This is a genomic window from Bradyrhizobium acaciae, from assembly GCF_020889785.1.
GTDB lineage: Bacteria > Pseudomonadota > Alphaproteobacteria > Rhizobiales > Xanthobacteraceae > Bradyrhizobium > Bradyrhizobium acaciae.
This window is the reverse complement of the sequence record NZ_JACMYK010000014.1, coordinates 62,805-81,984: the sequence shown is the minus strand read 5'-3', so window position 1 is coordinate 81,984 and position 19,180 is coordinate 62,805. Positions and strand designations below refer to the sequence as shown.

General features: G+C 59.7%; 13 protein-coding genes and 1 pseudogene. 1 reads left to right on the top strand and 13 read right to left on the bottom strand.

Translation table 11 applies throughout. The annotated features are described in order from the left end of the window. Positions 1–26: 26 nt before the first annotated feature. From H8A92_RS09245 to H8A92_RS09215, 6 genes and pseudogenes are all read right to left on the bottom strand, one after another. The gene (locus tag H8A92_RS09245) at positions 27–263 is read right to left on the bottom strand and encodes a DUF2274 domain-containing protein (RefSeq protein ID WP_229195521.1); all 237 of its coding nucleotides are present in this window, start codon (positions 261–263) and stop codon (positions 27–29) included. Between the two features lie 4 nt (positions 264–267). After that, a pseudogene (locus H8A92_RS09240) lies at positions 268–705 on the bottom strand (TraB/TrbI/VirB10 family type IV secretion system protein); the annotation flags it as partial. A gap of 939 nt (positions 706–1,644) precedes the next feature. Beyond that, a complete protein-coding gene (locus tag H8A92_RS09230) occupies positions 1,645–2,568 on the bottom strand; it encodes a DUF2493 domain-containing protein (RefSeq protein ID WP_229195520.1) in 924 nt (307 codons plus the stop codon). Positions 2,569–2,944: 376 nt separating this feature from the next. After that, positions 2,945–4,006 (bottom strand): DUF7146 domain-containing protein, encoded by a 1,062-nt coding sequence (locus H8A92_RS09225; RefSeq protein ID WP_229195519.1) that lies wholly within the window; start codon positions 4,004–4,006, stop codon positions 2,945–2,947. A gap of 591 nt (positions 4,007–4,597) precedes the next feature. Then, complete coding sequence (locus H8A92_RS09220; protein WP_229195518.1) at positions 4,598–5,791, bottom strand: DUF932 domain-containing protein; 1,194 nt, start codon at positions 5,789–5,791, stop codon at positions 4,598–4,600. Between the two features lie 383 nt (positions 5,792–6,174). Continuing rightward, a complete protein-coding gene (locus H8A92_RS09215; protein WP_229195517.1) occupies positions 6,175–6,411 on the bottom strand; it encodes a hypothetical protein in 237 nt (78 codons plus the stop codon). 429 nt (positions 6,412–6,840) lie between these two features. Between H8A92_RS09215 and H8A92_RS09210 the strand changes: the two genes are divergently transcribed. Then, complete coding sequence (locus tag H8A92_RS09210) at positions 6,841–7,137, top strand: hypothetical protein (protein WP_229195516.1); 297 nt, start codon at positions 6,841–6,843, stop codon at positions 7,135–7,137. A gap of 216 nt (positions 7,138–7,353) precedes the next feature. Here the strand turns inward: H8A92_RS09210 and H8A92_RS09205 are convergent, their stop codons facing one another. The 7 genes from H8A92_RS09205 to H8A92_RS09170 all read right to left on the bottom strand — a co-directional run bounded on the left by H8A92_RS09205 (position 7,354) and on the right by H8A92_RS09170 (position 18,906). Continuing rightward, on the bottom strand, positions 7,354–8,688 hold the full coding sequence (locus H8A92_RS09205; protein ID WP_229195515.1) for a glutamine synthetase family protein: 1,335 nt from the start codon (positions 8,686–8,688) through the stop codon (positions 7,354–7,356). Continuing rightward, positions 8,685–9,974: an ATP-grasp domain-containing protein gene (locus H8A92_RS09200; RefSeq protein ID WP_229195514.1), complete on the bottom strand. Its 1,290-nt coding sequence runs from the start codon at positions 9,972–9,974 to the stop codon at positions 8,685–8,687. Before H8A92_RS09200 ends, H8A92_RS09205 begins: the two co-directional genes overlap by 4 nt. Beyond that, complete coding sequence (locus H8A92_RS09195) at positions 9,971–10,993, bottom strand: EamA family transporter (RefSeq protein WP_229195513.1); 1,023 nt, start codon at positions 10,991–10,993, stop codon at positions 9,971–9,973. Before H8A92_RS09195 ends, H8A92_RS09200 begins: the two co-directional genes overlap by 4 nt. Next, positions 10,990–11,820, bottom strand: coding sequence for a gamma-glutamyl-gamma-aminobutyrate hydrolase family protein (locus H8A92_RS09190; RefSeq protein WP_229195512.1), 831 nt, complete (start codon positions 11,818–11,820; stop codon positions 10,990–10,992). Before H8A92_RS09190 ends, H8A92_RS09195 begins: the two co-directional genes overlap by 4 nt. Further along, a complete protein-coding gene (gene rtxC / locus H8A92_RS09185; protein ID WP_229195511.1) occupies positions 11,817–12,875 on the bottom strand; it encodes a dhydrorhizobitoxine desaturase in 1,059 nt (352 codons plus the stop codon). Before rtxC ends, H8A92_RS09190 begins: the two co-directional genes overlap by 4 nt. A gap of 31 nt (positions 12,876–12,906) precedes the next feature. Continuing rightward, the gene (locus H8A92_RS40955) at positions 12,907–15,318 is read right to left on the bottom strand and encodes a 2-aminoethylphosphonate--pyruvate transaminase (protein WP_420831302.1); all 2,412 of its coding nucleotides are present in this window, start codon (positions 15,316–15,318) and stop codon (positions 12,907–12,909) included. A gap of 2,058 nt (positions 15,319–17,376) precedes the next feature. Next, positions 17,377–18,906: a S10 family peptidase gene (locus tag H8A92_RS09170; protein WP_229195510.1), complete on the bottom strand. Its 1,530-nt coding sequence runs from the start codon at positions 18,904–18,906 to the stop codon at positions 17,377–17,379. Positions 18,907–19,180: the final 274 nt, after the last annotated feature.

Genomic DNA, 19,180 nt, shown 5'->3' with positions numbered 1-19,180 from the left:
GCTTCGAGAAGCCTTGAGCATCACTGTCATTCGCCGGCGACCGGTACGCGGCCGCCACGTTTCAATTTAGAAAATCCTCGATCCGTGGCCATAAAGCGCGCCAACATGGGAGCGATGAGCTTAGTCGGTTCGACCACTTGACCACCTTGAAGCGTAAGGGCTTCTGCATATGCGATGAGATCGCGATGCACGGCCGCCGGCAGTTCCGCACTCACTTTGACCGGCTTGTCATCTGGAAGCTCTCCTATTTTGAGCTTTGGCATGTTGTCACCCTCTATACGGCGTAAGTATGAGGTCACGATTGACAAGAACACGAACCGGGAAACCAGGTCGTACGGTCAAAGTAGGCTGGATGTTGAGACTGCGTCGAACCACCTGCTGTCCGGTTTGGTTTAGGGAGTCGGAGGCACCGTGTCGTAATGCCTGGATGATGGCGCTGTCGTTGCTGTTGGTGTCCGAGCCGGCCCCCAGTTCAGTCCCGACCGCCAGAAACGTCGATAGTGCCGCAGCCTTGAACAGCTCGCCCCAGTGATTATCGACCTGATCTTCGAGGCCTGCATATCCGGCAGCGTCAGCGCCAGGTTGTCGCTCGAGAACGATGGAACGTCCATTCGGCATGATCAGCCGGGTCCAGACGAGTAGGACGCGTGACTGGCCGAAAGTGACCTGGCTGTCGTAGACCCCGATCAAACGCGCGCCCTGCGGAAAGTACCGATGTTAGCCATGTCACTTCTCCTGTTGTGTTTCGAGCCCGCGACCACCGCGGCCTCGATGGCGATCTAAAGGCCGAGGACGATCGGCGACGCACCCCTTGCGGGCCGGAGCGCAGCGGAGGACGCCGTTGTGGCGACTATCTTGCCTCGCGAGGAATGGGCGAAGCCCAGGGGAAGAAAGTCGCATCAACGGCGTTGCGGCTCAGACGATCGAGGCGAAGCCGGTCTTCGGCCAGATCAAGCCATCCAAGAGGCCACGTGCGTCCGCGGGACGGATCGCAAGCTCGGGAGAAGAGACTTGGCAAATCTCGGTTGGGCTGCACAAGAAGCTGGAACGGCTCGGCGAACAAAGAGAAACAACCTGCCGCAAAGGGCGGTGTCGTCATGAGAGAACGATCGAGAGCGACTCAACGTGCCAAGCAAAGAGGTGGGCCGGGCCGAGATCGGGGCCGGCTGGTCGAAGCGTTCCGAAGAGGGCCGCGATGCCTCTCACTCGAGTCACTTGTCCCCCGGCTCAATATGGCGATCCTGCGCAACCTGTTCGATGAGGAAGGTGACGAGGGATCATCCTTCGCGCATGGCGGCCATGAGAATCGTTGAGACTGTTGCTCCACCAGTTCAGCCGGCTCCAACAGGCGGGTCTTCGCAAGCAGGAACAGTCACCTGCGTCCATGTCGCGCCGCCAACGCAAAGCGCGTCAGCGGCCCGATCTGTGCAAGCGTGGGCACCAGGTGCGACGAAAGGGCCAGGCCGCCACTGACCGCCCGGCAGAACAAGCCAATGAGTGATGTGGTAGCATGGTGGCGGCTTCATCCGGGTGGATGACGATCGCGTCTTCCACCACCATCACAAGCCGCAACTTCGGATACAAGGCTGGACGCGCCGGAGTGCCAGGCGTCCAGCTCCGCTCGATGGTTCGAAAAGACGGCGCTCACGCCCCGCCGAATTTCCAGACGGGGATGCCGAAACGCCTCGCCTTGTCGGCGAGGTTATCCTGAATTCCCGAACCCGGAAAATGCATGACGCCGATCGGCAAGAGCTCGAGCACGGCATCATTGCGCTTGAAGGGTGCCGCCTTGGCGTGCTTCGTCCAGTCGGGCTTGAACGCGATCTGGGGCACCTTGCGGGTCGTCGCCCATTTGGAAGCGATCAGTTCGGCCCCCTTGGGTGAGCCGCCATGGAGCAGGACCATGTCGGGATGCTTGGCGTGAACCTTGTCGAGGCGATCCCAGATCAGGTGGTGGTCGTTGAAGTCGAGCCCGCCGGTGAGTGCGATCTTCGGTCCTGCCGGCAACATGAGCTCGGTCTGGGAACGGCGCTTGGCAGCGATGAAGTCCCGCGAGTCGATCATGGCTGCCGTGAGCGTGCGGTGGCTCACCAGCGAGCCCGAACGAGGACGCCAGGACGAGCCGGCGTGGACCTCAAATTGCTCCATCGCCTGGTCGCGGAAGAGTTCCAGGCAATTTCGGCGCTCGATCAAGGTGATGCCCTCCGCCGTGAGGCGCTCGAGCTCGACCGATCGCACCTCTGACCCATTCTGCTCCCGCTGGCTCTTGTGCTGCGCTTGTTCATTGTCGTCGAGCTGGCGTTCGATGCGATCGACGGCCCGATGGAACAGATTGACGGTTGACCAGAGGAGTTCGCTGAGATCCGGTTCGAGCCGTGTATCGCTTAGCGCGGCAACCAGGATGTCGAACATATCGACGATGGTAGCGGCGATCATCTGGCTCTCGGGGAGAGGTCTTGGATCTGGCTGATCGTCGAAGGGGCGATAGCCGAAGAGCTGCAATTCGCTGAGGACGTGTTCGGTCGGAGACGGGGCGTGCGTCGGTTCGATGTCGTCGTGGTCGGTCATCGCAAGAGATCCTTGTGGCAGAGCGGCCGCGCCCATCGCGGCCTTCGTGGCGATCACTCAGACGGCGGGCGGACCGGGCCAGAACCCGGAGCGGCTTGTCCGCCCAGGCCCGCAGGGCGTGGGCGGTAGCGCAGGGCCGAAGCGGCAGCGGAGGATGGCGAAGACCGGCTATTTTGTTTCGCGATGCAAAGCGCGCTCGCCAAATCGCGATCATGTCTTCTCATTGCCTGCGCGCGGCGGAAAATAGCCGGACGCAGCCATTGCCGGCCCGGACCGCTCGCCGTCCGATCGCCCACTAGAAGGCCGAAGGTCGCGTCCTCTCCGCCAATTGGCCTCGGCTATGACCGATCTTTCGCCATCGGTCGAATTACCGCGACTACCCGGCCTCGATCGTGGACGAGCGCAGGAAGCGGGCGGCATCGTCAGGAACAAGTTGAAGCCGCAACGCTGCCCGGAGAGCCTCAAGGCCGAAGACATGCAGATCTTCATTGAAGTCGCCGAGCCGAGGCGACAGCGAGATCGCTTCAACGCCGGCGTCCTCCGCGCGCCGGGTAAGGATGGCCCGTACAGCGTCTCCGGCGTCATCGGCGTCACGGGCGATATAGAGCCGACGCAAGCCAGGCGGCAGCAACAGGGCTGAGAGATGATTGGCTGAAAGCGCAGCAACCATCGGCAAAGTCGGCAGGACGCAGCGCAGCGACAGCATGGTCTCGATGCCCTCGCCGGCAGCAAGCACGTCATCCACCAGGCCGAAACGAACAGCGTTACCGAGCAGGTCGCCCATGGCCCGCCGTGGCGTGTCGATGGGAGCCTTGCCGAGCCGGATGCGATCAAAGCCGTCCGGATCGAGCCAGGTGCGATGCACGCCGCAGATCCGGCCACTAAGATTGGTGACGCTGGCTATCATCGCTGGCCAGATTTCCATCGGCAAATGCTCGTCCGGCCGATAATAGCAACGTGGATGGAAGCGCAAGCTGCCGCCATGGTGGATACTGACCATTCCGCGACGCCGCAAATAAGCTTCAACCACCGTACCGTCGATGGGGCTGGACATTGCAAACAGGCGACGGGCAGCTTGCTGCGATCCGGCTCTCGCTGCTCGACTGGCGGCATTCGGGGCGGGTTGTTGCTCGCAACGAGGTAACGTTAGAAAGCGTCTTGCCTCCTCGGCCACCTCGCGAAAATTGCGCAAAGCCATACTTTCGCGGATGATGTCGAGCAGGTCCCCATGTTCTCCGGTGGCGGCATCGGTCCACTTTCCGGCGGGCCCCTTCGTCGATTCCTGGAGCCGCACGAACAACGAGCGTCCTGGCGTGTTGCGGACATCGCCGACCACCCAGTATCGCCCCACCCGCTTGCCATTGGACAGATAGTGTCGGCATACGCCATCGGCCTCGCGTGCGAGGCGGCGTACCAATTCTGAGACATCAAAGACCATCACGCGCCCTCCCGCTCAACGAAACGGCTCAAGACGAGTTTGCTTAAGAGGATGTCGCGCGACGGCAACAGCTTGATCTTCTGAACGGCGCTTGCCATGTCAGCTTCTCCGAACCGGGCGGCCGGGAGCCTCTCTCTCGGCCTCCAACCCGTTCGCGGACAAGCCTGTCCAGCTCTCGCTCTGGCTTTCGGCGGCAAATGGCGTTCGTTGGCGGGTGCCGCGCTATCGGAAAAACCCAGGTCGTGCCATCACACGCCGGATCAGATGAAGCTTAAAATGGCCGGCGGCGGTGGCAGAGGCGGTTATGTTGACGGCTCCTGAGCCAATACGCTTGCGTGGACGCGAAGCCGAACGCAAGCGGTTCATCGCGGCGATTGTATGAGTCAGCCGATCGTGTCGACGCGCGCAGCCAGATATTCCGGATGTCGTCGTCGCAGTCGCATTCGCAGGTCTCAATCGCGCAAGAATTCGAAGCCGCCAAGACCTGTCGGCCCGCGATGGACATGACGGCGAGCGAGCGGCGCCCCTCACCCGTGAATGGAAAGGGTAGACGTACCAGGCCGGACACCTAGATCTCCGGCCTGGCTGACATTAGGCCGCCCGGTCGAGCAACTTCTTGGCCTTAGTCTCCATGTCGAGGCGGACGTCTTGATGCGGCTTGTCGCGCGCGACGGCGGTGATGCCCTGCACGAAGTCGAAGATGCTTTCAGGCGGGCGCCCCTCCTCCGCCAGCACTGCGTCTATCACCTTGCCTGTCTCTGCGTTGGAGAAGCCGCGGCGGCGCAAGAACTCGCTGCGATCCTCGTCACTGCGTGCCACGATCCGCTCGCGAGCCGCCTTGATGCCGTTGACGAAAGGCATGGGTGAAGAGTTGGCGAAGTTCGACAACGCCGGGGCTGCTTCGTGAGCAAAGCGTGAGGCTGCGTATTTGGAATGGCGGATGGTGATCTCCTCGAAATCTTCCACGCCCCATAGATTGCGATTCTGGCAAACCGCACGAAGATAGAAGCTCGCCATGCCGAGCGTCTTCGCGCCGACTTCCGAGTTCCAACAATAGAAGCCTCGGAAATAGAGGTCGGGCGAGCCGTCGCGAAGACGACCGGCTTCGATCGGATTCAAGTCATCGACCAGAAAGAGGAAAACGTCCCTGTCCGATGCATACAGGGTCGTCGTGGCCTTGGAAATGTCGACACAGGGATCGTAGATGCCGCTCGACCAGTCGAGTACACCGGGCACCTTCCACCGTGTATCGCCTGTGCCATTGCCGGCGATGCGCTGTACGGCCTCGACCAGCTCGTGGTCGTAGATCCGGCCATAGTCGGGGCCGGTGACAGCGCGAAGCTCGACACGGCTGTCCTCGGTCTCGAGCGTTTTGATCTGCTCGACGCGATTGGCGTTCAAGCCATATTGCAAGTTGATTGCTGCGAGTGACGCAGGGAGCTGCCGCAGGTAAGCGGCCGGAGCGCCAACCTGGCTTGCAAGCTGACCGAAGCTCCAATGCGTCGGCGCAACCGGCGTGTCGGAGCCGGGCAACATCAAGGCCAGCCGCTCAGGGTCGGCACGGCTTGCGTCGACATGGATGAGCGCGCTTTCGACCACGCGTGTCCGGCTGCGGTTCGCGCGATCGTGCACCGTGCGCGCCAGTGCGTCGAGCGACAGGTAACGCTCATCCGCCGGGCGAGAAAACCACTCCGAGGACACCCGACCGACGCGCTCGCCGCGGCTCACATCCACTCTGTATCCGCCGCTCGCAATGCGGCCGGCATCAACCATCTGCGTATTCATGGCAGCAATCTCCATGACGGGCGCCGGAAGACTCTCCTCCGACCTTCAACCCGTCATGGCCAAGGCCACCCCACTCTGCCTCTCCTTTTTCATCGGCCGCCGAAGCCCAAGACATTCCGCGTCGCCCCAGCTCCCGTCAGGGATGGAAGCCCGAAGGGTGAAAACCCGGCGCAAGCCGGGGTTTCAGCGTGAGCCGACAGCCCGCTCCCGCAGGGAGACGGCAATGAACCCAGGACCTACAACACAGGGCCGAAGTCCAGATGGCCGGAGTCATTGATTGGCCCTGTTGTTGCGCGATCCAGTCGCTGGTGATGGCGTGAACGCTGGGCGGAAGACGAGGTCCGGCGGCTCTTGTTTCTGAAAGCCGAGTTCGCAGGGGCGATTCAAGCGAAACTCCGGGCGACAATCCCGGCCACCACCGCGCGAAACTCCTGCGACATACTGCCCAGGGAATTGTCGCCCGCGTTGGATGATCCGACACTTCTCAGCGCGACTGGTTGATGGCGAAAATCCGTTGGATCAGTTGATGGAGAGGCTTCCGTCCTCGGGTGCTGGATTTCTTCATCCTCGATGATTGTTGGCATAGCGTGCGTAGACAAAGCTCGCTCGATAGACTCCATACCTAGTCTCCCGTTGAGGACCGAGAAAGCGGGTTTTCGGATTGCGGAAGATTGCCGAGCTTAGCTTACAGGATGCTGACAAGCTCGACGACAAAAGCGGTGCCTGCCTTGAGACGACTCCAGGCGTGTGAACTTCAAAGCCGCCAGTCGCGCGTGTCTATCTCCCCGACCGCGGCGACTTCAGCAGCGCAGATCTTGGACTCGTCCCTCCGGTCGTGAGCAGTGTTCGACGATGCGGACCGTTGTATCGCCACAGGTAAGACAACAACTTCCCGAATTTACCCCAAATCTCCTAAACGATGACCACACATGAAAGATTAGATGAAGCCGCGCTGCACGTACGCTTAACGCGATGCAAGCGGCGCAGGCGGGCGGCCCGGCCGTCGAGCCGAACTCGCTCCGTCAAGCAAATCGATCCAGGAGACGTGAATGAAATTGGTGAAAACCTCTGTACTCGCATGCGGCCTTACGGCTTTCCTTGCTTACCCAGTCATTGCGCAAAGCCTTGCCGCAGATGCCAAGGCTCGCAAAGGCGTGCAAGGAACAAGCACACAGAGCGGGACAAGCGAAGACGAGGACTCCCCGCCTAAGCTCAGGACCACGGGTGCAAAGGCGGGCAGGAAGTCGACCAAGGGCGCAAAGAATGCCGCCGAGGGCAACGCATCCGACAATGAGGCGATTGACGATACTGCGACCAGCACGCCGATAAGCGGCAAGCGGCACTGACGCGAAGCCCTGTTGGGGTCAACCTCCGGTCGCGCCCTGCGGCCGGAGGTTCATCTGAGGCGCAGCAATACGGATAGCTAGATTGTGATGGTCGCTGGCCTTCGAGACGACGGCGAAGGAAAGGAAGGTTCCAGAGCGTGCATTTGCGCGGCTGTCCCGGACGGGCGCCATGGCCTGATCAATTGCAGCGCAAGGGCTGCTCAATAGGACGAACAGCTAGATGATCTCGAAGTACCGCCGCCGTTCAAAGTCGGTGACCCGATGTTGAACGGCCTCCCACTCCCACCGGCGGGAGCAGGAAAAGGCTTCAACAAACCTTTCCCCGAACACATCATTGGCCGCCGGAGACTGTGCAAACCGATGTGTCGCTTCTGACAGGCTTTGAGGCAGCCTTCCGGAGCGAGGACACATCTCCATGCTTGCATCACCGACGATCGAAGCCGGCAAGTCCGCATCTGTCTCGACGCCCAGCATACCCGAGCCGATAGCACATGAGAGAGCGAGATATGGGTTCATGTCTGCACCAGCCAGCCTGTACTCAAGGCGATGTGCAGACGGCTCTCCCGGAATGGCCCGCACCGCGCAGGAGCGGTTGTCAATTCCCCAGCTTGGGCAGACCGGCGCCCAGTAGCCGGGGACCAATCTCTTGTAGCTATTGAAGTTCGGCGCGGCGAGCACGCAGAACTCATTCATGTAGTTCAGTTGTCCGCCAAGAAATTGCCTCATGATCTTTGAGACGTTGCGAAACGCGTTACTGTCGTAGAACACATTCTGACCGTCCGAGGACATCGAGATGTGAATATGGCCCGACTGGCCTGGCCACTCCTCACAAACCTTGGCCATGAATGTTGCCATCATGCCTTTCGTGTGCGCCCAGGCCTTTATCATTGCCTTGAAGATGATCGCTCGATCCGCAGCTTCCAGGGCATCACAATGATGAAGTGATGCTTCAATCACGCCCGGCCCTGTTTCGAAGTGCAGGCCGCTGAGAGGTATTCTGGCCTTCTCACAAAGCGCCAAGATCTCGCCGAACAGCTCCTGGTGCGCGACAGAGCGCGCAATCGAGTAACCGAAAGGACCTCGCGTGAACGGAGCCCATTGGCCGAACGGCTTGTCCTCAATTGTGTCGGCGTTCTCATTGAACAGCATGAACTCGAACTCGAACCCGGCCGTGCAGCCGTATCCGTGATCAGCTGCCCTTTTCAGGACTTTGCGCAGAATACCTCGCGGACAGATGTCCTCATGTGCGCCCATAAACTCCGCAAGGTAGAGATCCTGATCGCCGAGATAGGACACCAAACGGCCGGTGCCGGACAGAACACGCAGATCGGCATCTCCAAATGCTGAGAGCGGCTTATGGGTAAATCCCGCGGGAATGACCCGGTCCGCACAATCCCACGCCAGCACCGCCTCAGAGAACTTGACGACTTTATCCCCGTCCGAGAGATCTTCACCCAGGATGTGCTTACCTCGAAGGATGCCGTCAAAGTCGCTCACGCCAATCATCGCCGCACGGGCTGAGTTCGCGCGAGCCACACGAATGTCGGTCATTCGCCGCCTTCCTGCGCCATCAGATCGAACACCTGGTTCATGCGCAGCGCACGCAATTGGCGATAGTCCTCCTCAAGCTGTACCAAATCGTTGTTGACGAGGTACACGATGCCTGGTGTGGACACCAGGTCGATGGTCGGGACCAGCCTTTGGCCTATGGGAACCAATGCGATGGCATCAGCGAAGCTCGCGAGGTTACGGATTGCATCTAATCCGGAGTAACCGGCAACGACACCGCTCATATCGGAAATCAACGAGACGCACAGTGCATGAGCCTGTCGCTTGTAGGCCCCACGCAACCTCATACACTCACCAAATTCCTTGGGATTTGCGTACCGCCAGGCCGTTAGCGACATATGATTGTCACCCAGCGCCATGGTCCGGGCTTTTGCTGACATGGTTCCTTGCAGTCTTGCTCCGAAGTCGACCAACACTGGTCCGCGATCATCGACGATGATCTCTGCATGCGAGGGTCCGTTGACGATTCCAAGCGCCCGCAACGCACGGACAAGATAATCGGACAGCTCCAGAACGATTGGCTCCTTGGCTCCCAGCAACCACTCGCGCGAGCAGACCGATGACGCGCCCTCGACGGGAACGGTCTCATAGGTCCAGGCCTCGGTGACGAACGCTTCTCCATCGATCGAGACGGCATTCACGGTATATTGCTGACCCTTTATTCTCTCCTGTGCAAGCGCCAGTTCATTGAACGCTCCGACCCGGTTCGTCTTTCCGACGATGGCAGCCAGAGCACGCTCAACATCCGCATCAGCCGAGCAAAAGAACACGTCCTCCGTGCCTGTGCTATTCAGCGGCTTGATCACGATCTCATCGAAGTTCTCTTGACGTTTCCAGCTGGCGATCTCAACGGCGTTGTCTGACACGACCTGCCTGATCGATCGCACGCCTGCTGCGGCCAACGCTTCGGACATCCGCGATTTGTCACGGCGGGCGGCTGACAGAGCCGTGCCATTCGAAGGCAACCCCAGCCGTTCCGAGATGGAATCGGCGAGCTCAACTCCGGTCTCGGACCCCGCAATAACGAACTCCAGCTCACTGCCGCGGAGCGCCTGAAGATGAAATTCAACGATCTCGTCGGGGGCCATGCATTCGGGGGGACGAATGACTTCATCATATAGGTCAGCGTCGAAATGCGACTGGAAGATGGCTGGGATCTGTGCAGCCGACATCACGTGCACCGTTCCAATTCCGTACCGCCTGAACTCTTCAGGTAGAAATCTGCCAGTCGAATATGCGTCGACGATTACACATTTGCGTTCGTTCATGCGGTCCTCCGATATTGCGAGTAGACGTTGCCGACAGCGACAATCGTGATGAGAACATTTCCAATGAACGTGTGGAGCGAAGGCACGATACGAGAATCGAAGTACTGGAACAGGAACGTGATGACAGGGGCGGTGGACAGCACCATGTTGACGGTGAATGGCTCGACGCGGCGGATGCCCTCCTGGATCAAGAGCAGCGGAACAATGATCGTGGAAAGCCCAATCGCCGCGATCGCACGCCAATGCTGCGAGATCTCAAGCATCATGGAGGAATAGTCGACCAGTCCCAGCAACAGGAGAATCGTTCCATAGAACCGATGCGCCAATACCTGTCGGCCGGAAAACCCGCAATCGAACAGTAGTTTGACCAGTATATTTGTAAGCGCCAGCGATAGGCCGGCCACGATTGCGAGGACGATGCCGAAGGACGATTGCGGTCCCCACTGCACGCCCGCATTGCCGCTGACCGAGATCCAGATCATGTAGCCGCCGATCATCGCAATCGTGGCGCTCACGATGATGTCGGATGCTGGAGGGATACCCTTCCGCCTGATCAGTGCATTCAACCACACCGTTGCGGCTGGTCCTAGCGCCACCATGAACGCGACGACGATCGCAGGTTCGGCGTATTTCAGGCCGACAAACAATCCGATCCAGCTGATCGCGGTCACGAGATTGAGCGACACAAATGCCACGAGCGCTGGCTTCGTTGCTCGTGCCTTGCCCGTCCCGTGACCAGCCAGCAGATTGAACGACAGACATACTGCGGCAAAGGACACCAACAGAGCGACGAACAGGTCCGCCTGTTGAAAATACGATGCCGCATACACCTCGCCCGCCGCGCTCAGAACGACGTAAAGCGCCACAAAGAGAACTCCCAGAGCGAAGCGGCTTGTCGATCGCCCGCCGTTCGTTTGAGGCTGCCGCGGCGCAGCGCGCCCCCCGAACCATGTCGGCGCGTCGGTTCCGGTGAACTCACCTTTCGATCTGGGCGGACCGCGCTTGGTTTGAAATGTCACCGTCCACCTCTCGTGCTTCTTTGTTCGGCGTACGCAAGACACGCCGCTCCAAATGCCGTGAATAGTCGCTTGCTCAGCAGGTCGGTTGAGGCGTGCCATTCGGGGTGCCATTGCACGGCGATCTGCAGCGTTGGCGCGCCCACCACCGAAACCGCTTCGACCAGACCGTCAGGCGCCCACGCCTCTCGTCTTAGCGCGTTGGCCAGCACCTCTATGCCTTGGTTGTGCAGGGAGTTGACTTGTGCTTCGACGGTGCGCGCGATCGGAAAGAACGCACCGTCGGGACATACCCTGATGCTGTGCGCAACATCGTACTGGCGATCTCTCGGGCGGTCCGGCTTCTCGGCATGCATCTGGCCACTTCCCAGACTCCACGCGCTAAGGGATGAGCGAAGCGTGCCGCCGAAATAGACGTTGAGCTCCTGCAAACCGCGGCAGATGCCCAGGATCGGCATTCCGAGCGCAATGGCGTTCTTGATCGCTACCGCGGATAGCCTGTCCCGGGGACGATCACGGATTCCATTCTCGATGTCCTGCTGATCAGTTCCCGGACGGTACGCAGGCGCCCTCAGAACGGCAGGATCGACGTTGGATTCGTCTCCCGTCAAAACGAGCCCGTCGAGAGCCCGCATGATCGCCCGCGAAGTCTCAACCGACGCATCTTCAGCGTCAATTGTCGGCAATATGACGCACGCCACTCCCGCCTGATGAAGCAGGGCCTTGGCGTATTTGCGCCGCATCCAATCGCGGTGCACACCATCGACCAACAGACGGTTCGAGGTGATGCCGACCACGGCGCGGGCTTGGTCTGGCCGTTGCAAAATCATGCGAGTTGTCCGCTGGTGTTGCCACCGCGCACAGACTGCTCATAAAGACGTCGGTTTCGCTCCTTCAACTGAGTGATGACGCTCGGCTGACCTTGCGGCCCCTTGACGAAGAGCCCTCCCCAGCTTGCGGCAACCTTTGCGTAAGCCGGATCCTGCATTCTGATTTTCTGGGCTTTGTGCAACAGCCAAAACGGGATGCCGGGCGAGAGGTGATGCTCGAGGTGATATTCATCCAGGTTTTGCCCCAGGATGGCGCGCTCCAGGAAATTCCCTTTGCGATTCCTGGTCAGATAGACGTTCTGCGTCTCGGTCTCGCACATCGGTGAGTGCTCGGCGAGTTCGACAAACCAGCCAAGCACCTGGAACGTGGTGAGATAGGGCACGATCCAGAACAGGATCACGATGTGGAGCAGCCCAAGGGCATATGATCCGCCCAGGATGCAGATCCAGAAGAGATAGAAGCCATATTTGTCGATAAGTATGCCTGAGCGGCTCTCGTCCTCGACATCTCTGATTGAAAACCGGTTGGTCCAGAGATACTTCAGGTACGCCAGCGTCGCACCGCCAAATATCGGCTTCCAGATCAGGTTGAACGCGTATCGCTCAGGCGGCTGCACGTCGTAAACACCATTGGCCAGGAAGAACTTGAGGTCAGGATCCTTGTCCGGGTCGCCGAGATAGGGATGATGCAAATAGACGTGTGAGATCCGGTAGGCCCAGTGGCGCTGGAACAAGGGATAGGCAGCGAACAGAATCCCAAGGACGTAGTTCCAGGTGGTGTTCTTCGCGAGCGTGCGGTGGGCCGCATCATGAGCGATCGTCGTCAATCCACGCTGGTAGGCGCCGATCAGAAGGACCGCGAGCGGATACAACCACCATGAGACCGACACGGTCGCGAACGTGCACGCCGCGATCACGACGTAGTCTTTTGCGATATACGCGGCACCCGTTATGTTATCGGGCCTCAGCTCGGAGAGCTGCCTATTGATTTCGCGGCTAAATGGAACGGCCTCATAGCGTGACGACCTCAGTTTCCAAGCTTCTGGCTGATTCATGAGAATCCCTTCCTGATCACTTTCCAGGTTGTCAGATTGCGGAGAGCGCCTTGTGCAGATCACGGACAATGTCGTCGACGTCCTCGATGCCGACGCAGAGCCGGATCGAGCCGCCAAATATGCCCGCGGCCTCGCGCTTCTCCCGTGGAACGGTTGTGTGTGTCGTGGAGACGGGATGCGTCACCAGTGTGCGGGCATCCCCAACATTCGAAACGTGATACATCAAGTCGACGTTCTGGATGAACTTGCGTCCGGCCAGCTCGTTCTCCACCTCGAACATGACCATTGCGCCGTGCCCGTATGCCGGGTTGAGCGTCTGGTCGACGGTTTCCCGATCGGCGCCTTCGAAGAGCCCGGGATAGAAGACACGGCGCACCTTTGGATGCTTATGGAGAGCGTCTGCGACGACCCTGGCGTTGGCGCAGTGCTGCTTCATGCGAAGCGGCAGCGTCTCAAGCCCTTGGATCAGTTGGAAGCTCGCAAACGGAGCGATCGCAGCCCCCGTATCGCGCAGCCAAGTCATGCGAGCCTTCAGCAGAAACTCGCTTTTTCCAAGATCGTCGACATCCTGCAGCGCGCTGCGCCAGATAATCCCGCCATGCGCCTCGTCAGGACCGTTGAACAACGGAAAGCGGGAGGCTCCGCGGTAGCTGAACTTGCCGTTGTCGACAATCAGCCCGCCCAACGTGGTGCCATGGCCGCATATGTATTTCGTCGCGGAGTACGTCGTGATCGCAGCACCGAGATCTGACGGGCGGCATACCAGTGGCGTCGTGGTATTATCCACCACCAGGGGAACGCCGTACTTCCGGCCGATCTCCGCCAGCTGCTTGACCGGGAGCGGAATCAGACAGGGGTTCGAAATCACCTCTCCGAACAGGCATATCGTGCGATCATCGATGGCACGCTCGAATGTCTCAGGCCTTCGAGGGTCTGCCGTCCTGACGCTGATGCCAAGACGCTTCAGCGTGTTATGGAGCAGGTTCCAGGTATTGCCATACAGATAGGGCGACGCGACGACATTATCCCCGACCTGCCCGCTTGCCAGGTTGACGATGGCAAGGAAGGTTGCCGCTTGCCCTGATGCGACGGCGAGCGAGTCCCTTCCCGTATCGACCGCCGCATACCTTCTTTCCAGCGCGCGGGTCGTCGGATTGATGATCCTTGTATAGGTGAACCCATCAGCCTTTACGTTGTAGACGTCCGCAATGTGGTTCAGATCGCCATCGAGTTCATACGCCGTGTTCTGATATATCGGCACGGCCACAGCTTTCGTCACCGGGTCGCGGCGGTAACCCGCGTGCAGAACGGCAGTCTCGGGGGACCATGGCACCTGCGCGCCCGCTGCCACGCGAGGCGGCACCTTGGCGAGCGCTTGGGATGTCTCCTGGGCGGATATTGGTCGCGCTGCCGCACCCTGACCAGGGCGGAAGTATGTCCGGAAGGCGCAACCCAACTGCTGGATCCAACTGGATTGAATTTCACCGATACAACCGACCCGGAAACTCCGCGTCGCAACGTGCAGCTTGGAGTAGATGTAAAGGTTGTGGCTCGCCAAGTGTCGATACAGCCCATCAAATGCTGCCTGATCCGCCATCCCCGATGGCGCAACGAACGCAACGCAGACCGGTGACTGCACGTTCGGGGCTAGCAGCGGGGAGACCACTCCCTCGAGCTCCTTGATGAGATCGTCCCTGACCTTTTCATACCTGCGGCGGCGGGCAGGAATGCCCTCTTCCTCCAAGATCTCCAGTGCCCTGGTCGTTGCCTGAACGATATGGGTGGGAGGCGTCGAACGCCATTCACCTGTGCGCTCCAGCGAGAGCCATTGATCTCTCACGTCGAGCACAAATGACCTCGGCTCTTGAACCGCGTTCTCCAACAGTTCGCGAGAGGCGATGACAAACGCTACTCCCGGAGGCCCCTCTATGCACTTGTTGCTCGACGTGACCAGGACGTCCGGGCCCCCGCTGCTCAGATCAATATCGATGCCGCCAAAAGAACTCATCCCGTCGACGATCGTCTTCACGCCGTGCCGCCTCGCCTCGTCCACGATCGCATCCAGCGGATTGACGATGCCGGTCGTGGTCTCGCAATGCACGAAACACAGGTGCGTAACGCCGGGATTTCGGTTCAGATGCTCGCCAATTTCCTGAGGGTCCAGAGGGTCGGTCACGCGTTTGGCAAGCGTCTGCGCTTCGACACCCCATAGCCGCAGCATTTTGTATATGCGCTCGCCATAGATGCCATTTACACAAACGAGCGGCTTGTGGGCTGAAGACACGAATGTAGACAGAGCGGCTTCCATCGCAAAAGAGCCGCCGCCCTGAATCGGGACCACCGAATAGTCATCGGCATTTGTCAGCAAATTGAGGATCAGCCGCCGCATGCGGGCGGTTACTTCCTTGAACTCGCAATCGCGCGATGCAAGGTCGAGTTGCATTTGGCTCCTGACGTCCAGCGATAACGACAATGGACCAGGCGTCAACAAAGAGCGCTGTCTTGTCACACTATTCCCCCTCAGTTGTATTCATCGATGGACTTGGAGCAAAACCGCCCCAGCAAAGAGACGACGAGCGCCGTTCAACAGCTTGGAGCCCTGCGCGATAGAGCCTCGAGCGATGTCATTCAGATCCCTGACCGCTCCTCGAACCCATTCGGCGCGACGGCTCACTCTGATCCCGCCATACGCATCCCGAAGATTTGAGCGCGCGTGCCGGCTTGTCGCCGCGCATCGGCAGTCCAACTGGCCAACTTACGTGCGTCGTGCGCCACTCCGGCAATGTTGAAATCAAACTAGCAGTGCGCGCCGGAAGGTGGCGGCCGGCTCCGATCCCGGCATGGCGCTTTTGATGATTGCCGCTTCCTACCTGAGCCTAAGATTTGAGACATTCGCACACTGTCGCTCGTTGGAGGTTTTTGTAAGCTGACGACCCTCGCCGTCCATTTTTCAGATCGTACAACTTGACGTTAGGTGCGTTTCAACCCTCTCTGGAATTTTCTCGTGTGAATTTTTCCTGACGTACGCCTCCACCTTCGGGAGACAAGACGACGGGTGCGGAGATTCTCGGACGAGCTCCGTAGTGGCCTGGAGTTCAATGACGCTGCTGGAATTCACTTGAGCTCGATGACCACGGACAGGTCAGCTGACGTGCTCCGCCCGCCTTGCGTGCGCGGCGCTTTGCCACATCGGCAAACAGATACACGGGGTCTGTTTGCGTTCGATGGAGCGTCCGGAACGCAGACTTTGGAACAAGACAATGAGCGCATGGCCGGATGGCGAAGAGTAAGCAGCTTGCGCGGGTTCGAAGGCAGGTCTTCTGACAGAACGATGGTGGTCTAGAACGCGGGTTGCTTAGGAAATCGCTTGTTGATTAAGCCTCCTGAGAGCCGCGCGTTTGGATCGCAAGTCATGCGCGGTCGGTCAGCAACCGACCGCACGATTTTCCGTCCTGTCTGCCTGGTCGCTGCGCTCTGTCGGGTACTGTCTGTTTGCTACTCTTGCATCGTGACCCACTTGGCACATGAATTGCTGCGAATCTTATCGGCTTGGCTGTTTATCTTCACGCCCCCCAAGGCGGCCAAGCTGGCGAAGCAAACTTGGCGCGGGTGGCTCCTCCAAACACCCGCGCCTTCTTTCCGAAGCGCTGTAAAGGTGGAGAGTTTCGGCAACAGACGCGCTGAGAAGATCAACTCATGGCCGCAGGAGGCATGTAGAATGCATGCGGGTTTTGGGTGCTCGAAAGGGCAGATCGAAGCTCGCCTGGTACTTGCGGCGAATAAAAGCTTGCTTCATGAGCCAGCCGCTCACGATCACTTCACGGAAGTGTGCCGCAAGGGAAGGGCTCAAATTCATTTCGGCTGTCCAGGAAGCGCTTCGCTCTACCAACTCCGAAAAGGGCGTCTCACTGGGAAAGCGATTCGCGCGCCTTGAGGCCGAACAAAATTCGCGATGACATGGTCTTGTTACTCACCAACGCACCTCAAGAAGATTGATTGGTTCGCTTAAGCCGAATTCCAACTGATTCCCTGGGCCTGTGGCAACAAAACTGTCGAGAATTAGTTCGGATCACGACCCTGGCAATAACATCGGCGCTCTAGGTCCGCCGTCGGTATAATTCAGCACTTACTGGTTTTGGCCGAGGAGACGATGACAGCGCGGTGTTTGGCGTCGCCGTCAGGATCTACGAATGATGCGCTCTTCCGTGTATGCGATCGCGCGGATCGCGCGCGGCAGCGTTATCGTCCAGCTCGATTCGGCCATCTTCGGCGAAGCGCGTCACGCCCGCCCGCCCAGCATGAGAGCGCGCATCAGATGGTGTCCGCGAGCTTGCTGCTTGGCTGATCAAACCGGGTTTTGTTCGCAGCCATTTTGGGACTGCGTCGTCTAGCGGCCGGACGACGCAATCCAAGACTGGTCCCTTGTGCTCTGTCCCGTAGCATCAGCGACATTATGTTTGTGCGAACGCGGGCTTGCTCGTGACGAGGCCTGGTGTCGGCCTCATTTCATCAGCGCTTCGACCTCTGCTCGAAAAGCGTGGCGCGAGGCGTCTCGTGAATAGAACATGTGGCCCCCCGGAAAAACGACAAGTTTGACGCGCAGTGTGGAGGCAAATGGTGGCAGCTGATCGAGCACGATCTGTGATCCGAAATATGGCGTGGCGAGGTCAAACAGCCCGTGTGCGACCAGCAATTTCATGTTCCGGTCCGTCGCTAAGATCTTGCGCAGCTCCGAAACTGACTCCGGAGGGCTGCGGCCGAAATCCCAGGCCTCCCTGACCTTGCGATTGGCCAGTTCATAGGATCCCTCCGGCCGCCAGCCAAGCTTGCGCGTAAGGAGATCGACAGTGGCGCTGGTTAGAGGCGCCACCAGCGGATCGCTTGAGGGATCGCCTGAAAGCTGGAAATCGGACTCCGGATATGGATCGAGGCCACGCACAGAGGCATCATACCGGCCGATTAACTTGCCATTCTTGCGGTCGAACTCACGGCGGAATTCGGCGACTTCGAAACGGCCGGCGAGCCGGCGGCTGACCGCTTGCTCGATGCCGGTCAGCACCGCGACCTTGTCGGCCAGACGCGTAGTTGCTTCCTTGTCGGCCTGGCCTTTGATGAGATCGACCAGAAACTCGCCGCGCGCATAGGCTTCCACGTCGGCGAGATCGGTTCGGTTTACCGAACCTTCGGCTTCACGCAGGGTCGCGACATAGCTGGGCAGCGTGGCGACGTACTGCAGCACGCTCCTGCCGGCGCTGTAGTCGAACACTGGCGAGACCATGATCAGGCCCCTGACGCCTATGCCCTGCCGCATCTGCAACTGGTCGACGACCTTTGGCCCACGAATGCCGCCATAACTTTCACCCGCGATGTACTTCGGCGACAACAGCCGGTCATGCTTTTCGAGCCAGCGACGGATCACCAGCGCGAGCGCGTTGACATCGCCCTCAACGGAATAGAGCCATTTGCGCGCGTCATCGCCGGCCGCCACGAAACGGCTATAGCCGGTGCTTGCAGGATCGAGAAACACGAGATCAGTGAAATCGAGCCAGGTTTCCGCGTTTGGCCTCACCTGCGGAAATGTCGATGGCGTGACCTCGTCAGCATTGATCGGCAGCCGCCACGGTCCGGCATTGCCGAGCTGCAGCCACGCCGATGATGAGCCTGGTCCGCCGTTGAAGAAGAATGTCACCGGGCGCGTGCCGAGATCAGCGCCCTCAAGCTGATAGGAGGTATAGACGATATCGGCCTGCGGCTCACCCTTATCGTCGAACAGGCGGATGGAACCGGCGGTCGCGATGAAAGAAAGCGTCCGCCCAGGCAGCTCAAGGGTGTGTCTGGTGCTGGAGTCCGTCGGCAGGCGATGCTGCTCGGTCAGTGACGACGTACTCGGGTTTTGACCGCCACCACCCTTCTGGCCGGCCGGTATTGTGACCGGGGCGGGGAAAGGATTGTTGGCCCGAGCGCTCTCCGTCGCCCCGCAGGTGAATAGGATCAGTGCAAGAGAGGTGAGACCCGGAGCGGTCAATTTCATCGCGTTTCTCCTGCCCCGGCGCGCCCCCTCTTGGTGTGCGAGGCGTGTCTGCCAAAACGGCCCTAACCACTAGCTCATGCGGCTGAACGACAAAGCTACCGGATCGAGTAGTCGTCACCCTCGCCCGAGGCGCAAAGCTCGTCATTCCACACACTTCCAAGAAGTGCTCGTCAGGGTTCGGCAAAGCGCCTCCAGAGGGTGATGATCGTGCGCGTGGACGTTGCGCAAAAGGCGAGGCTGTGGCTCGAGATCGACGATGGGCAGAGCAGCTGCT